Genomic DNA, 17,801 nt, shown 5'->3' on the forward strand with positions numbered 1-17,801 from the left:
CGGGCCACCAACTGGTGCGTGCTCAAAGCCGCTTGACCCCCTTGATGCGTCCCGCCCGGGCAACTCGCGCCTTGGCGGCCTTCACTCTGAGTCCGCCGCGCTGGCTGCCGATGCGCAGCCCCGTGCCGGAGGACAGCCAGCCCGCGGCGACGTCGGCCGACTTGCCGCCGGAGCCGGCCTCGGCGAGCGGGTCGTTCTCGGCGCGTCTGGCCAGGGCCATCAGCCCCGGGACCACGAAGGGGGCGAGCAGCAGGTCGTACAGGGCGGCGCTGAACAGCAGGCCGGTGAGGCCCACATGGCGGGCGGAGGTGTCGCCGACGAGGGCGCCGACACCGGCGTACATCAGGGTGGATCCGATGGCGGCGGCGACGACCACGGCCATCGGTCCCGTGGCGGACTTGAGCTGGCCGTTGTCGGGTTTGATCAGCCCGGCCAGGTAGCCGATGACGCACAGCACGAGGGCGTAGCGCCCGGCGGCGTGGTCGGCGGGTGGGGCCAGGTCGGCGAGGAGGCCGGCGCCGAAGCCGATGAGGGCGCCGCCGACATGGCCGTAGACCATGGCGAGGGCCAGCACCGTCAGCAGCAGCAGGTCGGGGACGGCGCCCGGGAGGTGGAGCCGGGCGAGGACGCTCACCTGGATGACCAGGGCGACGACCACCAGGGTGGTGGAGAGCAGCATCCGGTTGAAACGCATAGGGATTCGGCTCCTACTGCAGCTGGCCGTCGACGGGCACGTCCGCCGAGGGGGTGACCGTCACGGTCACCGTCGGCGTGGGCGTTGGCTTGGGTTTCGGCGGCAGTACGGCGTCGCGCGGGTCCTTGTCGGGGGTCTGGACGACGACTCCGACGATGTCGAGCTTCGTGAACGAGACGAACGGCCTGACGTAGATGGTGCGGGTCAGGTCGCCGCCGGACGGGTCGACGCGGGCGACGACACCGACGGGTACGCCGGGCACGAACGGCCGGTCGGCCTGCGAGCCGAAGGTGACCAGCCGGTCACCCTTGTTGATCTTGGCCTTGCCGTTGAGCAGTTCGACGCGCAGCGGCTGGTCGCCCTGTCCGGAGGCGAAGCCGAGTTCGTCGGTGGCCTCCATGCGCGTGCCGACGGTGAAGTCGGGGTCGTTGGCGAGCAGCACGGTGGCGGTGTTCGGGCCGACCGTGGTGACGCGCCCGACCAGTCCGTCTCCGTTGAGGACGGTCATGTCGCGGGTGACACCGTCGCTGGAGCCCACGTCGATCGTCACGGTCCAGGAGAAGCCCTGGGCCGCTCCTATGGCGATGACCTCGGCACCCTTGATGCCGTACTGGCCGGCGCCCGCCGTCTTCAGCATCTTGTCGAACTGGGCGAGACGGCTGCTGTTGCGGTCGTCGCTGCCGAGCTTCGCCTTCAGCGCCGCGTTGTCCTGTTCGAGCTGGGCGATGCGGTCGTGCCGCTCGCCCGAGTCGCGGACCGCCGCGATCGCGTTGCCTACGGGATCGACCGCGGAGGCCACCCCGTTCTCGATCGGGCCGAAGACCGTGGCGGCGGCCCCCCGGGCGCCGTCGACCGGTGAATCCTCGCCACCGCGGATGTCCACCGTGATCAAAGCGAACGCGATGGCGATCAGCAGCACCAGGAGCAGCCGGCTCTCTCGTGTGTCCCTCACGTGCGGCGGCCGTGCCTTCCTACGTCGGAATGGTTCAGGAATGGGTTCGGGATGGGTCGGGGTGAGTCGTCGTGGTGGTGAGTCGGATGGAGAGGGGCCGGGATGCGTCAACAGGGGCGCACCCCGAGCAGAAATGCCAAGGGTGTTGAGGATGTTATGAGGGAGCTTATTCCTGAATATCAACGATCCGCCGTACGAGAAGGGTTCACCTCGTACGGCGGAATCGAAGAGTTACCTCATCTGCGCGGCTGGGCGTCCAGGACCTGCTGGAGTGCCTCGAACTCCTCGACGCACTTGCCGGCGCCGAGCGCCACGCTGTCCAGCGGGTCCTCCGCGATATGGATCGGCATGCCCGTCTCGCGACGCAGCCGCTCGTCGAGACCGCGCAGCAGGGCTCCGCCGCCGGTCAGAACGATGCCGCGGTCCATCACGTCACCGGAGAGCTCCGGCGGACACTTGTCGAGGGTCGTCTTCACCGCGTCGATGATCGAGTTGACCGGTTCCTCGATGGCCTTGCGCACTTCGGCCGCGGAGATGACGACGGTCTTGGGCAGCCCGGACACGAGGTCCCGGCCACGGATTTCGGTGTGTTCGTCATTGTCGAGGTCGTACGCCGAACCGATCGTGATCTTGATCTGTTCGGCAGTCCGCTCACCGAGAAGAAGCGAGTACTCCTTCTTGATGTGCTGGATGATCGCGTTGTCCAGCTCGTCGCCCGCGACGCGGATGGACTGGGCGGTGACGATGCCGCCGAGCGAGATGACCGCGACCTCCGTGGTGCCGCCGCCGATGTCCACCACCATGTTGCCCGTGGCCTCATGGACCGGCAGGCCGGAACCGATGGCCGCGGCCATGGGCTCCTCGATGATGTGCACCTGGCGCGCCCCGGCCTGGGACGACGCCTCGATGACGGCACGGCGCTCGACGCCCGTGATGCCCGAGGGCACGCAGACGACGACACGGGGACGGGCGAGATAGCGCCGCTTGTGAATCTTCAGAATGAAGTAGCGGAGCATACGCTCGGTGATCTCGAAGTCGGCGATGACACCATCCCGCAGCGGACGCACGGCAACGATGTTGCCGGGGGTCCGCCCGATCATCTTCTTCGCTTCGGAACCGACCGCGAGGATTCCACCGGTGTTGGTGTTGATCGCGACGACGGACGGCTCGTTGAGTACGATCCCGCGACCCCTGACGTACACCAGCGTGTTGGCGGTCCCGAGGTCGACAGCCATGTCACGGCCGATGAACGACATTGAGTTCCCCATCAGGATTCGTCTGGCCTTCCCAAGTGGAGCTTTGACGGCTTTTTAGGACGGCGAGTTGGGTGCAGTGACGTGAAGGCTTACATCGTAGACGCGCCTGCACGAACACTGCGCGAGGGTCTTCGCCATTGTCAGCAGATGAGACGCCGCCTCGCTCCTGGAGACGGGCCATCGGGGGGACGCGTTCCCCCGATCGGCACGCATATGCCACGGGACGGCCGTAAATACACGGCCGTCCCAGGTCAGACACCCGAGTGGAGCTGACGCCCCCTCAGAAAGTTTCTCGAAATACTTACCGCCCGTAGCTCAGGACACTTGCGTCCCGAAGCTCCGGTCCCACCACTCGTTCAGCCGCGGCCGGGAAAGAAGATCTTCAGCTCGCGCTCGGCGGACTCCTCGGAGTCGGAGGCGTGGATCAGGTTCTCGCGGACGATCACACCGAAATCGCCGCGGATGGAGCCCGGCGCGGCGGCGATCGGGTCGGTGGGACCGGCCAGCGCGCGCACGCCCTCGATGACCCGCTCGCCCTCGACGACGAGCGCCACGACAGGGCCCGAAGCCATGAACTCCACCAGCGGCTCGTAGAAGGGCTTGCCCTTGTGCTCGCCGTAGTGCTGCTCCAGCGTGTCCTGGTCCAGCGTCCGCAGCTCCAGCGCGGTGATCTGCCAGCCGTCCTTGCGCTCGATACGGCTGATGATCTCGCCGGTCAGGCCGCGACGGACGGCGTCGGGCTTGAGAAGGACGAGGGTGCGCTGGCTCACTTGATGGCTCCTTCGATCACATGGTGTGCGGGGAACCGAGGCTACAGGGCGTGTCTGGGTAGGTGTTACGCCGTGTCAGGTGGTACGGGGGTACGCCGCCACCACTACGCCGCGTGACCCCCCGGCTGCGCCTGCGCCGGGTCCTGCGCCTGCGCCGCGAACCGGGCCTTGGCCTCGTCGATCTTCCGCCCGTAGTGGATCGACGCCCACCACAGGGCGGCGAAGAGCAGCCCGAGGATGAACATCGACGGCACGAAGAAACCACTGGCGATCAGCGCGATCTGCAGCGCCCAGCCGAGCTGGAGGCCGCCCGGCCGGGTGATCACGCCGCAGAGCAGGATGCTCAGCGCCATCAGGATCCCGCTGACCGTCCACACCATGGAGTTCGTCAGATCGGGATCCTTCATCGCGACCAGCGCGGCGAACCCGATGACGAAGAACTCACCGATCAGAGTCGAAGCACAGAGCGTACGCACAGCCGTCATCCCCTCCCCAACAGCAACCGGGCCTCGCCGACGGTGATGACGGAGCCGGTGACCAGCACACCACTGCCGGCGTACTCGCCCTCCTGCTCGGCCAGCGTGATCGCGGCCTCCAGGGCGTCGTCGAGCCGCGGCTCCACCTGCACCCGGTCGTCACCGAAGACCTCGACGGCGACCCCGGCCAGTTCGTCCGCGTCCATCGCGCGGTGACTGGAGTTCTGTGTGACGACCACTTCGGCGAGGATCGGCTCGAAGGCCTCGAGAACCCCCCGTACGTCCTTCTCCGCGCTCGCGCCCACCACACCGATCAGCCTGCTGAAGTCGAACGCCTCGCTGACGGCCTCGGCGGTGGCACGGGCCCCCGCCGGATTGTGCGCGGCGTCCAGCACGACGGTGGGCGAGCGGCGTACGACCTCCATACGGCCCGGCGAGGTGACCGAGGCGAAGGCCTTGCGGACGTTGTCGATGTCGAGCCGCTGGGTCTGCCCGGCGCCGACGCCGAAGAACGCCTCGACGGCCGCGAGCGCCACCGCGGCGTTGTGCGCCTGGTACGCGCCGTGCAACGGCAGGAAGATCTCCTCGTACTCCCCGCCGAGCCCGCGCAAGGTGACCAACTGGCCGCCGACGGCGACGTGCCGCGCGACCACCCCGAACTCCAGCCCTTCCCGGGCCACCGTCGCGTCGACCTCGACGGCCTTCTTCAACAGCACCTGCGCCGCGTCCACCGGCTGCTGCGCCAGAATCACGGTCGCGCCCTGCTTGACGATGCCGGCCTTCTCCACGGCGATCTCGCCGGGCGTCCCGCCGAGCCTGTCGGTGTGGTCGAGGTCGATGGGGGTGATGACGGCGACAGCCCCGTCGATCACGTTGGTGGCGTCCCAGCTCCCGCCCATGCCGACCTCGACGACGGCGACGTCGACCGGCGCGTCGGCGAAGGCCGCGTACGCCATGCCGGTCAGCACCTCGAAGAACGACAGCCGGTACTCCTGCTGAGCGTCGACCATCTCGATGTAGGGCTTGATGTCGTTGTACGTCTCGATGAACCGCTCGGCGGAGATCGACACCCCGTTGAGGCTGATCCGCTCGGTGACCGACTGCACGTGGGGGCTGGTGTACCGGCCGGTGCGCAGGTCGAAGGCGCCGAGCAGCGCCTCGATCATGCGGGCCGTGGACGTCTTGCCGTTCGTCCCCGTGATGTGGATCGACGGGTACGCCCGCTGCGGCTCGCCCAGCACGTCCACCAGCGCGGCGATCCTGCTGACGGACGGCTCCAGCTTCGTCTCGCCCCAGCGCGTCGCGAGCTCGGCCTCCACCTCGCGGAGTGCCTTGTCGGTCTCGGGGTCGGCCGGGCGGCCGGGTACGTCGGCCTCCGGTCCGCCGACGCCCTGGGTACGCAGGGTTCGGCTGCCGGCCTCGATCACCGCGAGATCGGGGTCGCGGCCGGTCTCGGCCTCGACGATCTCCTCGAAGAGACCCAACGGATCCTGCGGTTCTGACTCGCTGCTGTCGTGCGGGGGGAGCTGGCTCACGGGGTCAGTCTACGGAGGGGCTGAAATCCTCCAGCCTCGGGCCGGAGATCTTTCAGCCCGTCCAGCGTTTGAGGACGAGCGCGTTCAGCGCGATCCGGGGGTCTGGGGGCGGAGCCCCCAGGTACGGGACGGGAAGGGGCGGAGGGGGCGAAAACTGCCTTCCCCGCCCCGCCCCCGCCCGGTCACGCCTGCGGCAACCGCTCCAGCTGCTCCAGGATCCGGGCGATGTCCTCGTCGGCCTTGGCGAGCCGGGTGCGGATCTTCTCGACCACCTGGTCCGGCGCCTTGGCGAGAAACGCCTCGTTGCCGAGCTTGCCGTGCGCCTGAGCCTTCTCCTTCTCGGCGGCGGCGAGGTCCTTGGCGAGCCGCTTGCGCTCCGCGGCGACATCGATCGTGCCGGAGAGGTCGAGCGCGACAGCGGCGCCACCGACCGGCAGGGTCGCCGTGGCGGAGAAGCCCTCGCCCTCCGGCTGGAGACGCAGCAGCTGCCGGATGGCCGCCTCGTGCGGGACCAGCGCGGTCCCGTCGAGAGTCAGCCGGGCAGGCACCCGCTGGCCGGGCTGTAGCCCCTGGTCGGCACGGAAGCGCCGGACCTCGGTGATGACCTGCTGGAGCGTCTCGATCTCCCGCTCGGCGGCGTCGTCGCGGAAGCCACTGTCCTTCGGCCACTCGGCGACCACGACGGACTCACCGCCCGTGAGGGTGGTCCAGAGCGTCTCCGTCACGAACGGGACGACCGGGTGAAGGAGACGAAGCGTCACGTCCAGGACCTCACCGAGGACCCGGCCCGAGACCTTCGCCGGCTCGCCGCCCGCCATGAACGTCGTCTTCGACAGCTCGACGTACCAGTCGAAGACCTCGTCCCACGCGAAGTGGTAGAGCGAGTCGGACAGCTTGGCGAACTGGAAGTCGTCGTAGAACGCGTCGACTTCGGCGACGGTCTTGTTCAGCCGGGACAGGATCCAGCGGTCGGTCGCCGACAGTTTCGACGGCTCGGGCAGCGGGCCCTCGACGGTCGCGCCGTTCATCAGCGCGAAGCGCGTGGCGTTCCAGATCTTGTTGGCGAAGTTCCGGGAGGCCTGGACCCAGTCCTCGCCGATCGGCACGTCGGTGCCGGGGTTGGCGCCGCGGGCGAGGGTGAAGCGGACGGCGTCGGAGCCGTACTTGTCCATCCAGTCGAGCGGGTCGACGACGTTGCCGAAGGACTTCGACATCTTCTTGCCGCGCTCGTCGCGGACCAGACCGGTGAGGGCGATGGTCTTGAAGGGGACCTCGCCGTCCATCGCGTACAGGCCGAACATCATCATCCGGGCGACCCAGAAAAAGATGATGTCGTGGCCGGTGAGGAGGACGTCGGTCGAGTAGAACTTCTCCAGGTCCGGGGTCCGTTCGGGCCAGCCGAGCGTGGAGAACGGCCACAGGCCGGACGAGAACCAGGTGTCGAGGACGTCGGTGTCCTGCGTCCAGCCCTCGCCGCGCGGCGGCTCCTCGTCGGGGCCGACGCAGACGACCTGGCCGTCGGGGCCATACCAGACGGGAATCCGGTGGCCCCACCACAACTGCCGTGAGATGCACCAGTCGTGCATGTTGTCGACCCAGTCGAAGTAGCGCTTCGACATGTCGGCGGGGTGGATCGCGACCCGGCCGTCCCGGACGGCGTCGCCGGCGGCCTGGGCCAGCGGGCCGACCTTGACCCACCACTGCATGGACAGGCGCGGCTCGACGGTCGTGCGGCAGCGCGAGCAGTGGCCCACGGAGTGGGCGTACGGGCGCTTCTCGGCGACGATCCGGCCCTGCGAGCGCAGCGCCCCGACGATGGCGGAGCGGGCCTCGAAACGGTCGAGTCCCTGGAAGGGGCCGTGGACGGTGATGACCGCCCGCTCGTCCATGACGGTGATCGACTCCAGGCCGTGGCGCTGGCCGATGGCGAAGTCGTTCGGGTCGTGGGCGGGGGTGACCTTGACGGCGCCGGTGCCGAACTCGGGGTCGACGTGGGTATCGGCGACGACGGGGATGGTGCGGTCGGTGAGGGGCAACTTGATGCGCCTGCCCACCAGATGCCGGTAGCGCTCGTCGTCGGGGTGAACGGCGACGGCGGTGTCGCCGAGCATGGTCTCGGCGCGGGTGGTCGCGACCACGAGGGTCTCGTCGCCCTCCCCGTACTTGATGGAGACGAGCTCGCCGTCGTCCTCCTGGTACTCGACCTCGATGTCGGAGATGGCGGTCAGACAGCGGGGACACCAGTTGATGATGCGCTCGGCGCGGTAGATCAACTCGTCGTCGTACAGCTTCTTGAAGATGGTCTGGACTGCCTGCGACAGCCCCTCGTCCATGGTGAACCGCTCGCGCGACCAGTCCACACCGTCCCCGAGCCGGCGCATCTGCCCGAGGATCTTGCCGCCGTACTCTTCCTTCCACTGCCAGACGCGCTCGACGAACGCCTCACGGCCGAGGTCCTGCCGCGACTTGCCCTCCTCGGCGAGCTGCTGCTCGACCTTGTTCTGGGTGGCGATACCGGCGTGGTCCATCCCCGGCAGCCACAGCGCCTCGAAGCCCTGCATGCGCTTACGACGCGTCAGCGCGTCCATCAGCGTGTGCTGGAAGGCGTGGCCCAGGTGCAGCGACCCGGTGACGTTCGGCGGCGGGATGACGATGGTGTACGCGGGCTTGTCGCTCTTCGCGTCGGCGGCGAAGTAACCCCGCTCGACCCAGCGCTCGTACAGCTTCCCCTCTACCTCGGCCGGCGCGTACTGGGTCGGCAGTTCGGAGGTGGGCGCTGGCGGCTGCTGCTGAGCGTTGTCGGTCACGGGGTCAGTTTAGAGGCGTCACGGGGGTGTCCCGAAACGCGTTTAATTCGTAACGGTGCGGCCCCCGAGGACCTGGCTCCGTGACCCGTACGCCAGGATGTCAGGAACACATAAGCATCTGGAGGGGGAACCCCAGTAATGAGCTACAACCAGCCGGGCCCGTACGGCGGGCAGCCCCAGCAGCCCGGACCGTACGGCCAGCCGGGCCCCTACGGCCAGCAGCCCCAGCAGCCGCAGGCCGCCCCCCAGCCCGGTTATGGCTACCCGCAGCAGGCTCCCCCCGCACAGCCCGGCTACGGCTACCCCCAGCAGGGTGCCCCGGGCGTCCCGCCGCAGACACCGCCCTACGGCCAGCCCCCGTACGGCCAGCAGCCCTACGGCGCCCCGCAGCCGCCCCCGCCGGGTGGCGGCGGCAAGAAGACGGGCCTCATCATCGGCGCGGTGGCCGTCGTGGCGGCGATCGCGGTGGGGGCGTACCTGGTCATCGGCGGCAGCAGCGGTGGCAGCTCGAACGTCGCGGACGACGGCGCGCACAAGCTGACGACGCCGGCGACGGTGCTCAACGGTGAGTACAAGAAGGCCGATGACGCCGACAGCGGCGGCTTCGACGAGAGCGACGTCAAGGACGCCGAGAAGAACGGCGTCAAGGGTGCCAAGGATGTCCACGCGGGTTACCAGGCCGGGGACGAGAGCAACCCGCTGGCCCTGCAGATGGTCAACTTCATGGGCGTATACGGCGAGATCGAAGACCCGGAGAAGGTCGTCGACGCCATGTTCGCCGACATGAAGGACGGCGCCGCGGAGAACCCGGACGAGGGCCAGGCCGTGGGCAGCCCGAAGAGCTACACGCCCAGCGGTCTCGACGGCGCGGTGCTGAAGTGCCAGGAGACTAAGCTCAAGGACGACACCGGGGCCTCCGGCCCCTCGGAGATCAGCATGCCGGTGTGCATCTGGGGTGACCACAGCACGCTCGGCGTCATCATCAACATCGACATGGCCAGCGCCATGGCGGGTAAGAGCGCCGACCTCGAAGCAGCCGCCGAGTTCACGGCCAAGTTCCGCACGGACGTGCGCGTCAAGATCTGACGTCGTCGCGTCAGCGCCTCAACGCCGAAGGGGCCCCGGTCAGTTGACCGGGGCCCCTTCGGCGTTGGTATGCGCGGCGGTTACGCCGTTTTCTGCTCCCCCGGGCCGCGTCCGCGGGCGTCCCGCGGGATCAGCGTCGGGTTCACGTTCGAGCGGACGACCTCCGAGGTGATGACGACGCGGGCCACGTCCTTGCGGGACGGGACCTCGTACATCACGGACATGAGGACTTCCTCCATGATGGCGCGCAGGCCGCGGGCGCCGGTCTTGCGGAGGATGGCCTGGTCGGCGATGGCTTCGAGCGCCTCGCCCTCGAAGTCCAGCTCCACGCCGTCGAGTTCGAAGAGGCGCTGGTACTGCTTCACCAGTGCGTTGCGGGGCTCGACGAGGATCTGGAGGAGGGCCTCGCGGTCCAGGTTGTGGACCGAGGTGATGACCGGGAGGCGGCCGATGAACTCGGGGATCATGCCGAACTTGACCAGGTCCTCGGGCATGACGTCCTCGAACTGGTCCTTGGCTTCGAGTTCGATTTTCGAGCGGATCGTCGCGCCGAAGCCGATCCCCTTCGCTCCCGCCCGCGACTCGATGAGCTTCTCCAGGCCCGAGAAGGCGCCGCCCACGATGAACAGCACGTTCGTCGTGTCGATCTGGATGAACTCCTGGTGCGGGTGCTTGCGTCCGCCCTGCGGCGGGACCGAGGCCGTGGTGCCTTCGAGGATCTTCAGCAGGGCCTGCTGGACGCCCTCGCCGGACACGTCGCGGGTGATCGAGGGGTTCTCGCTCTTCCGCGCGACCTTGTCGATCTCATCGATGTAGATGATGCCGGTCTCGGCCTTCTTGACGTCGTAGTCCGCTGCCTGGATGAGCTTCAGCAGAATGTTCTCGACGTCCTCGCCGACGTACCCCGCCTCCGTCAGCGCCGTCGCGTCGGCGATGGCGAACGGGACGTTCAGCATGCGGGCCAGGGTCTGGGCGAGGAGTGTCTTGCCCGAACCTGTCGGGCCGAGAAGCAGGATGTTGGACTTCGCCAACTCGATGGCGTCCTCGCGGTTCTGCCCCGCGCTGTTCTCACCGGCCTGGACGCGCTTGTAGTGGTTGTACACCGCGACCGAGAGCGCCTTCTTGGCCGGCTCCTGGCCTACGACGTACCCCTCGAGGAACTCGTAGATCTCACGAGGCTTGGGAAGTTCCTCCCAGCGCACCTCGCTCGTCTCCGCCAGTTCTTCCTCGATGATCTCGTTGCAGAGATCGATGCACTCGTCGCAGATGTACACACCAGGGCCTGCGATGAGCTTCTTGACCTGCTTCTGGCTCTTGCCACAGAACGAGCACTTGAGCAGATCGCCGCCGTCACCGATGCGTGCCACGGTGTGCTTCCCCTTCGCCTGGGAGACGCCTAGGTCCAGCGGCTCCTGGTGCTGCCTTATGTCCGACGGTACCTTGCCTAGCCCCCCGTTCGGGCCCCCCTTGGCGCGGTTCACTTTGTCGTGAACCGCGCCAAGGAGCGGCAGATGCTACAGGGATACGTCAGACGACCGCGTTGTTGTTCATCTTCCGGGTGGAGATGATCTGGTCGATCAGGCCGTACGCCAGCGCGTCCTCAGCCGTGAGGATCTTGTCGCGCTCGATGTCCTCGCGGATCTTCTCGATCGGCGTGGTCGAGTGCTTGGCCAGCATGTCTTCCAGCTGCGCACGCATCCGGAGGATTTCGTTCGCAGCGATTTCGAGGTCGGAGACCTGCCCGCGGCCGGTCTCACTGTACGGCTGGTGGATCAGAACACGCGCATTCGGAAGAGCCATGCGCTTGCCCGGCGTACCGGCGGCCAGCAGGATCGCGGCGGCCGAGGCGGCCTGGCCCATGCAGACCGTCTGGACGTCCGGCTTCACGAACTGCATCGTGTCGTAGATGGCCGTGAGCGCCGTGAATGAGCCACCGGGGCTGTTGATGTAGACCGAGATGTCACGGTCGGGGTCCATCGACTCCAGGCACAGCAGCTGCGCCATGACGTCGTTGGCGGAGGCGTCGTCGATCTGCACGCCGAGGAAGATCACACGCTCCTCGAACAACTTCGCGTACGGGTCGTACTCACGCACGCCCTGCGAGGTGCGCTCGACGAAGCGCGGGATGATGTAGCGGGACTCCGCGCGAGGACCGCTGTACTCGGCCTGCGTGCGGGCGAAGAGGCCGCTGCCGGGGAAGTCGTTCACTGTGTCTCCTGAAGAGCCTGAAAAGGGCTGTGGCGGTCGGCTGAAGGCGCTGGGGCGCCTACGCCACCCCTGAGGGCGGTGAGAGGCCCGCGCCGCCCTGAGGGGCGCTGTGGGGCTTACGCCGCCCCGGTGCCGCCGCCGCCCGGCATGGCGGACGCGGTGGGCATGATGTCGTCGATGAGGCCGTACTCCTTGGCCTCGACCGGGTCGAACCAGCGGTCGCGGTCCGAGTCGCGGGTGATCTGCTCCATGGTCTGGCCGGTGTGGAACGCGGTCAGTTCCGCCATGCGCTTCTTGGTGTGCAGCAGCCGCTCGGCGTGGATCTTGATGTCCGACGCGGAGCCGGCGAGGCCGGCCGAGGGCTGGTGGATCAGGATCTCGGCGTTCGGCAGCGCGAAGCGCTTGCCGGGGGTGCCGGCGCTGAGCAGGAACTGGCCCATCGAGGCCGCCATGCCCATGGCGATCGTCACCACGTCGTTCTTGATGTACTGCATGGTGTCGTAGATCGCCATACCGGCAGTGATCGAGCCGCCGGGGCTGTTGATGTAGAGGAAAATGTCCTTCTCCGGGTCGGAGGCAAGGAGCAGCAACTGCGCGGTGATCTTGTTGGCGATGTCGTCGTCGACCGCCTGGCCGAGGAAGATGATCCGCTCGCCGAGCAGCCGGTTGTAGACCTGGTCACCGAGGCCACCACCGATAGGGTCGCCGGCAGCTGTGGGCATCAGATTCGTCACGTATCCACCTGCTCGTCTTACGACGGCGCCGGGCCGTCTCACGTCTTCGGCTGGGGCGTGGGACCCCGGTACGCACCGCCATGGGAGCGGCTGTACACCGCCTCCGGGCGGCTTCGGGGACTCCCCTGCCCTCGTCTTCATGGACCCTAACGCGCGGGTCCCTCCGGGGAATCCCGGAGGGGGAACTGTTCGCTGTGAGCGCATGCGTGGCGTCGGCTCGAGCGGGGGTTCAGCGGGGCTTTTCCAGGGGTGCGGGGAACTCTGAACTCGGGCCGCGGGCGCATCCGCCACGGGCGGTCCGTCGGCGGGTGCGGCTTGTCGTGGGTTGCTCGCGCGGCTCCCCGCGCCCCTGAAAGCGACGGGCCCCCGGGGACAAGAAGTCCCCGGGGGCCCGTCGTGGCGTACTGGGCGAGGATGTCAGGCCTCGGTCTTCTCCTCGGCGGCGTCGCCGTCCGTGACCTCGGCGGCGGCCTCGGCCGCAACCTCGGTCTCTTCCTCGTCATCGTCCAGGTCGACGATCTCGCCGTTGGCGTCCTTGACGACGGCGGACTCGACGACGACCGCGAGGGCCTTGCCGCGGGCGACCTCGCCGACCAGCATCGGGACCTGGCCGCCTTCGACGACGGACTGGGCGAACTGGTCGGGGGACATGCCGGAGGAGGCCGCGCGCCGCATGAGGTGCTCGGTGAGCTCCTCCTGGTTGACGCTCAGCTTCTCCTTGTTGACGAGCTCGTCCAGGACGAACTGCGTCTTGATGCCCTTGACCGCGGCTTCCTCGGTCTCGGCGTCGAACTCCTCGGCCGTCTTGCCCTGGATCTCGAGGTACTTCTCGAGGTCGAGGCCCATCTGACCGAGCTGGTGGTGCTCGAGGTTGTGCTTACGGGTGTTGATCTCGTCCGCGAGCAGCTTCTCGGGGACCGGGACCTCGACCAGCTCGAGCAGCTTCTCCAGGACGCGCTCCTGGGCCTGCGTGGCCTGGTCGTACTGCTTCATGTTCTCCAGGCGCTTACGGCTGTCCGCCCTGAGCTCCTCGAGGGTGTCGAACTCGGAGGCGAGCTGCGCGAAGTCGTCGTCCAGTTCGGGCAGTTCGCGCGCGGCGACCTGGCTGACCTTGACGGTGACCTCGGCCTCCTGGCCGGCCGCCGAGCCGCCCTTGAGCTCGGAGGCGAAGGTGGCCTCGCCACCGGCCTCCAGGCCCTTCACGGCCTCGTCGATGCCGTCGAGCAGCTCGCCGGAACCGATGGTGTACGAGACGTCGGAGGCGATGCCGTCCTCCAGCACCTCGCCGTCGACCCTGGCCTCCAGGTCGAGGGTGACGACGTCGCCTTCCTGGGCGGCGCGCTCGACCGGGGAGGTCGAGGCGAAGCGCTCGCGCAGCTCGGTGACGGCCTTCTCGACGTCCTCGTCGCTGACCTCGACGGCGTCGACCTCGACCTCGATGCCGGCGTAGTCCGGGATCTCGATCGTCGGGCGGACATCGACCTCGGCGGTGAAGTTCAGCGTCTCGCCGTCCTTCAGCTCGGTGATGTCGACCTCGGGCTGGCCGAGGACGTTCAGCTCAGCCTCGTTGACCGCTTCGGTGTAGAACTTCGGGAGCGCGTCGTTGACGGCCTCCTCCAGCACGGCGCCGCGACCGAACCGCTGGTCGATGACGCGGGCCGGGATCTTGCCCTTCCGGAACCCCTTCACCGTGACCTGCTGGTTGATCTTCTTGTACGCCGCGTCGAGGCTGTCCTTGAGCTCCTCGAAGGGCACCTCGATGCTGAGCCGAACCCGAGTCGGGTTCAGGGTCTCCACGGCGCTCTTCACGGTTCGGTCTCCTTGTGGCTGACTTCTTGGGGGTTCTGCTGCGTGCTGCTGCCGAGTCGGACAGAGCCTTGGGCGGATTCGCGGCCCTTGAGAGACGTCGTAACAATGCAGACACACGGGCACGCAGCTTGCATAGTAGCCGCAGGCGGTACACGCCCCAAAAGGTGATCTTGGCGATCGTCCGGCAGGGTGGCCGGCACGGTGGTCGGGGTGGCGGGATTTGAACCCACGGCCTTCCGCTCCCAAAGCGGACGCGCTACCAAGCTGCGCCACACCCCGTCTGGTGCGACACGTAAGATACATGCCCCAGGCGGGTACGGCTGCCGCATTTCGGGAGCGTGCACGGGGCACGTAATGGGATGTGCGACGAACGGGCACGACCCGCTACGATGCTTTCTGTGCCGGGGTCGCTGACCTGCGGTGCGCCCTGTGCGGGCGTAGCTCAATGGTAGAGCCCTAGTCTTCCAAACTAGCTACGCGGGTTCGATTCCCGTCGCCCGCTCTGTATCAAGACACTTGGGGCCCGGTTCCGTGGAACCGGGCCCCAAGTGCGTTCACAGGTGCCGCCCTCCAGGTGGCGGCGGCGTATGACGGCCGGCGCATGACATCGCGCGCAGGGCATCCCGGACATGGCATCCAGGCATGGCGAAGTGCCGGCGGCCCGGCGCTGGCCGCCGGGCGTGGCCGTCCGCTCAGAACTGGATCGAGTTGATGGTCTCCGCTATGGAGTTGAGGAACCGCTGGATGTCGTCGGCCATACCTGTCGACGCGAGGAAGAAGCCGAAGAGCACCGCCACCACGGCTGGTCCCGCCTTGATCGATCCTCCTCGGATCAACACCACGAGGATGATCGCCAACAGGAGCACCACTGACAGCGAAATGGCCACAACTGATCACACCCTACGGTCGGTCCGCTCTCCCGGCCCGGGGGTGCAGCCCCACACACCCCCGCCAGAACCATCGTGCCACCAACCCGGCTTCCGTATGCCGCAGGTGACACATCGTCGGCCACGGGCACCTGGACCTCGCACCGCCGTTACCCCTCCGGCCGGGTGAACTGCGGTGCTGCGCACTGCAATTCGAAGGTACGTCCCCACGGGAAATTCAGAGTGATCGTTGCCATGTCCACACATCCTGTTCGCAGGGAATTCGAATTGTTGTCACAGGTACGCCGAAGACACCACAGACGGATTAATAAAAGACAATGAAACGGACATATCCCCAGAGTCGCCCGCGCGCCTTATGTACCATTCAGTCCGGATGAATGCGGACAGAACGTCCGTATGTGGTAGGCGAATCGGTATACGGGATCACTGGCGAACGAGACGGTGAGCCTTCTCGATTCCTGCGTACTCGCAGGCAATAGCCAGGAATGCCATCGGCAGTTTTACGAGGACGCATGGACAACGCTAGGGTGCCTCAGATGTTCCACGCCGCCACGTCCCCCGTATGCGCAGCGAGGTCACGAATCGTCTCCCCGGATTTTCTGCCGGAGGAACTGTGACGAACTCGCTACGACCGCAAGGCCCCCTTGGAGCCCCACTCCCCCCGTCGCAGCAGCCTGCGCGGGGAGTTCCGGGTCCGCGCTCGTCCCTGAGTCCGGGGGCGGCCACCGGTGCCGCCGACCCGGGCGCCTCGTCCGTCAAGCCAGCCAAGCCCGCCAAGCAACGCGACGCGTTCTTCGACAACGCCAAGTACCTGGCGATCGTGCTCGTGGCCATGGGCCACGCGTGGGAGCCGGTGAAGGGCCAGAGCCGCGGCCTCGAAGCGCTGTACACCGTCGTGTACGCCTTCCACATGCCGGCCTTCATCCTCATCTCCGGCTACTTCTCGCGCAGTTTCGACATGCGCGCCGACCGGCTCAAGCGCCTGGTGACCGGTATCGCCGTGCCGTACATCGTCTTCGAAGTGGCCTACTCCCTCTTTGCACGCTGGGCCGACCACTCTCCCGGCCAGCCGATCAGCCTGCTCGACCCGCTGTACCTCACCTGGTTCCTGGCCGCGCTGTTCATCTGGCGGCTGACGACACCGCTGTGGAAGCTGGTGCGGTGGCCGCTCCCGCTCGCCGTCGTCATCGCCATGCTCGCGAGCGTGTCACCGGAGATCGGTGACGATCTGGACCTCCAACGCGTGCTGCAGTTCCTGCCGTTCTTCGTCCTGGGCCTGTACATGAAGCCGGAGTACTTCCAGCTGGTGCGCCGCCGCGAGGTCCGGATCCTGTCGGTGCCGGTCTTCGCGGCCGCGCTGGTCGTGGGCTACTGGGCGGTGCCGCGGATGAACACGGGCTGGTTCTACCACCGTGACAGCGCACAGCAGTTGGGGTCGCCGTGGTGGGCCGGTCCCGTCATGACGCTCGGTCTCCTCGGCTGCTCGCTGCTGCTCACCGCGTGCTTCTTCTCCTGGGTGCCGCGCCGCAAGCTCTGGTTCACGGCGCTCGGCGCGGGCACGCTGTACGGCTACCTGCTGCACGGTTTCCTGGTCAAGGGCGGTGACTACTGGGGCTGGTTCGACCACAACTGGCTGCACGAGCCGCTCGGGCAGGCCTTGGTGACACTCGTCGCGGCCGTGAGCGTCACGCTGCTGTGCACGCCGCCCGTCCAGCGGGTCTTCCGCTTCGCGATGGAGCCCAGCATGGAGTGGGCGTTCAAGCGGGACGCGGCGGAGCTTGCCCGTGAGCGGGCGGGGGCGGGGGCGGGCAGGGCGTAACCCCTCAGAGTGAGGGGCAGGTGGGTGCTCAGGGAGCGAGGCCCAGCAGCGCGCGCATCGAGGCGTACTTCTTCGTCAGCCGGGCTCTGGTGTGTTCGTCGAGGACCGCGAGGCGGGCCGGGTCGGCGTTGTGTGCCAGGTCCGAGGCCTTCACCAGGAGGGCGCCCGGGGTGGTGCGGATACGTTTCGCGTACGACTCCGGGGGCTCGCTCTCCCGCTTGGTGAGCGCCAGCACGATGGCCTTCGTGCGGTTCGTGAGGGCGGCCTCGGTCAGCCAGTCCTCCGACAGCGCGTCATCCTCGACCGCGTCGTGCAGCCAGGCCGCCGCTATCTGCTCGTCGTCGCCGCCGCGTTCGCGGACACCCTCCGCCACGGCCTGGAGGTGCTCGGCGTAGGGGCGGCCCGCCTTGTCGGTCTGGGCGGCGTGCGCCTCGCGGGCGAGGGCTTCGACTTCAGCCAGGGTCAGGAGAGTTCGCGTCACGGGAACAGTGTCGCCCCATGTGGCGTGACGTGGGGGCGGACGGAGGCGCCGTCAGGCCGGGTTTTCGCCCCCTCCGCCCCTGCCCGTCCCTTGTTCCTGGGGGCTGCCATCCCCAGACCCCCGCCATCGCGCTGAACGCGCTCGTCCTCAGACGCCGGACGGGCTGAAAATCTCCGGCCCCAGGCGGGTGGGTGGGAGATCGGGATGGTGCTGCCTCGCCCTTGATCGCGGGGCGCGGGGACGCAGGACGCGGGGACGCGGGGACGCGGGACAGGTCGGCAGACCTC

Annotated in this window: 15 protein-coding genes and 2 tRNA genes; 3 read left to right on the forward strand and 14 right to left on the reverse strand. The window is 67.9% G+C overall.

The features are described 5' to 3' along the window. Nucleotides 1-22: 22 nt before the first annotated feature. From mreD to ACIPC1_RS04190, 7 genes are all read right to left on the reverse strand, one after another. Nucleotides 23-694: a rod shape-determining protein MreD gene (gene mreD / locus ACIPC1_RS04160; RefSeq protein WP_402513030.1), complete on the reverse strand. Its 672-nt coding sequence runs from the start codon at nt 692-694 to the stop codon at nt 23-25. Nucleotides 695-707: 13 nt separating this feature from the next. Next, on the reverse strand, nt 708-1,646 hold the full coding sequence (mreC, locus tag ACIPC1_RS04165; protein ID WP_402513032.1) for a rod shape-determining protein MreC: 939 nt from the start codon (nt 1,644-1,646) through the stop codon (nt 708-710). 236 nt (nt 1,647-1,882) lie between these two features. Continuing rightward, complete coding sequence (locus ACIPC1_RS04170; protein WP_384374042.1) at nt 1,883-2,902, reverse strand: rod shape-determining protein; 1,020 nt, start codon at nt 2,900-2,902, stop codon at nt 1,883-1,885. A gap of 356 nt (nt 2,903-3,258) precedes the next feature. Beyond that, nucleotides 3,259-3,672, reverse strand: coding sequence for a nucleoside-diphosphate kinase (gene ndk, locus ACIPC1_RS04175; RefSeq protein ID WP_402513033.1), 414 nt, complete (start codon nt 3,670-3,672; stop codon nt 3,259-3,261). Between the two features lie 104 nt (nt 3,673-3,776). After that, on the reverse strand, nt 3,777-4,148 hold the full coding sequence (locus ACIPC1_RS04180) for a DUF4233 domain-containing protein (RefSeq protein ID WP_384374141.1): 372 nt from the start codon (nt 4,146-4,148) through the stop codon (nt 3,777-3,779). Between the two features lie 5 nt (nt 4,149-4,153). Continuing rightward, complete coding sequence (locus ACIPC1_RS04185; protein WP_402513035.1) at nt 4,154-5,683, reverse strand: bifunctional folylpolyglutamate synthase/dihydrofolate synthase; 1,530 nt, start codon at nt 5,681-5,683, stop codon at nt 4,154-4,156. A gap of 182 nt (nt 5,684-5,865) precedes the next feature. Continuing rightward, the gene (locus tag ACIPC1_RS04190) at nt 5,866-8,490 is read right to left on the reverse strand and encodes a valine--tRNA ligase (RefSeq protein WP_402513037.1); all 2,625 of its coding nucleotides are present in this window, start codon (nt 8,488-8,490) and stop codon (nt 5,866-5,868) included. Nucleotides 8,491-8,628: 138 nt separating this feature from the next. Between ACIPC1_RS04190 and ACIPC1_RS04195 the strand changes: the two genes are divergently transcribed. Next, nucleotides 8,629-9,576 (forward strand): hypothetical protein, encoded by a 948-nt coding sequence (locus tag ACIPC1_RS04195; protein WP_402513039.1) that lies wholly within the window; start codon nt 8,629-8,631, stop codon nt 9,574-9,576. A gap of 80 nt (nt 9,577-9,656) precedes the next feature. Here ACIPC1_RS04195 and clpX read toward each other — a convergent pair whose 3' ends face one another. The 5 genes from clpX to ACIPC1_RS04220 all read right to left on the reverse strand — a co-directional run bounded on the left by clpX (nt 9,657) and on the right by ACIPC1_RS04220 (nt 14,606). Continuing rightward, nucleotides 9,657-10,943, reverse strand: a complete 1,287-nt coding sequence (clpX, locus tag ACIPC1_RS04200; RefSeq protein ID WP_384374029.1) for an ATP-dependent Clp protease ATP-binding subunit ClpX — start codon at nt 10,941-10,943, stop codon at nt 9,657-9,659. Between the two features lie 160 nt (nt 10,944-11,103). Continuing rightward, nucleotides 11,104-11,784: an ATP-dependent Clp protease proteolytic subunit gene (locus ACIPC1_RS04205; protein WP_402513041.1), complete on the reverse strand. Its 681-nt coding sequence runs from the start codon at nt 11,782-11,784 to the stop codon at nt 11,104-11,106. Nucleotides 11,785-11,900: 116 nt separating this feature from the next. Beyond that, nucleotides 11,901-12,506 carry an ATP-dependent Clp protease proteolytic subunit gene (locus tag ACIPC1_RS04210; protein ID WP_402513409.1) on the reverse strand — a complete coding sequence of 202 codons (606 nt, stop codon included), beginning with the start codon at nt 12,504-12,506 and terminating at the stop codon, nt 11,901-11,903. Nucleotides 12,507-12,935: 429 nt separating this feature from the next. Continuing rightward, complete coding sequence (gene tig / locus ACIPC1_RS04215; protein ID WP_402513043.1) at nt 12,936-14,327, reverse strand: trigger factor; 1,392 nt, start codon at nt 14,325-14,327, stop codon at nt 12,936-12,938. Between the two features lie 202 nt (nt 14,328-14,529). Further along, a tRNA-Pro gene (locus ACIPC1_RS04220) sits at nt 14,530-14,606 on the reverse strand. 152 nt (nt 14,607-14,758) lie between these two features. On the opposite strand from ACIPC1_RS04220, the gene ACIPC1_RS04225 reads away from it, so the two are divergent. Continuing rightward, nucleotides 14,759-14,829: transfer RNA gene (locus ACIPC1_RS04225), tRNA-Gly, on the forward strand. Nucleotides 14,830-15,019: 190 nt separating this feature from the next. Here ACIPC1_RS04225 and ACIPC1_RS04230 read toward each other — a convergent pair. Continuing rightward, a complete protein-coding gene (locus tag ACIPC1_RS04230; protein ID WP_190035304.1) occupies nt 15,020-15,214 on the reverse strand; it encodes a hypothetical protein in 195 nt (64 codons plus the stop codon). Between the two features lie 613 nt (nt 15,215-15,827). Between ACIPC1_RS04230 and ACIPC1_RS04235 the strand changes: the two genes are divergently transcribed. After that, entirely contained in the window at nt 15,828-17,033 is a 1,206-nt protein-coding gene (locus ACIPC1_RS04235) for an acyltransferase family protein (RefSeq protein ID WP_402513045.1), read from the forward strand. A gap of 28 nt (nt 17,034-17,061) precedes the next feature. Here ACIPC1_RS04235 and ACIPC1_RS04240 read toward each other — a convergent pair whose 3' ends face one another. Then, the gene (locus ACIPC1_RS04240; protein WP_384374018.1) at nt 17,062-17,514 is read right to left on the reverse strand and encodes an HD domain-containing protein; all 453 of its coding nucleotides are present in this window, start codon (nt 17,512-17,514) and stop codon (nt 17,062-17,064) included. Nucleotides 17,515-17,801: the final 287 nt, after the last annotated feature.

The organism is Streptomyces sp. NPDC087263, assembly GCF_044744645.1.
Taxonomy (GTDB): Bacteria; Actinomycetota; Actinomycetes; order Streptomycetales; family Streptomycetaceae; genus Streptomyces.

What these genes read in the sequence shown, in the direction of transcription:
- mreD (WP_402513030.1), bottom strand. Translation starts at nt 694, where the DNA reads ATGCGTTTCAACCGGATGCTGCTCTCCACCACCCTGGTGGTCGTCGCC.
- ACIPC1_RS04170 (WP_384374042.1), bottom strand. Translation starts at nt 2,902, where the DNA reads ATGTCGTTCATCGGCCGTGACATGGCTGTCGACCTCGGGACCGCCAAC.
- ACIPC1_RS04210 (WP_402513409.1), bottom strand. Translation starts at nt 12,506, where the DNA reads ATGCCCACAGCTGCCGGCGACCCTATCGGTGGTGGCCTCGGTGACCAG.
- ACIPC1_RS04195 (WP_402513039.1), top strand. Translation starts at nt 8,629, where the DNA reads ATGAGCTACAACCAGCCGGGCCCGTACGGCGGGCAGCCCCAGCAGCCC.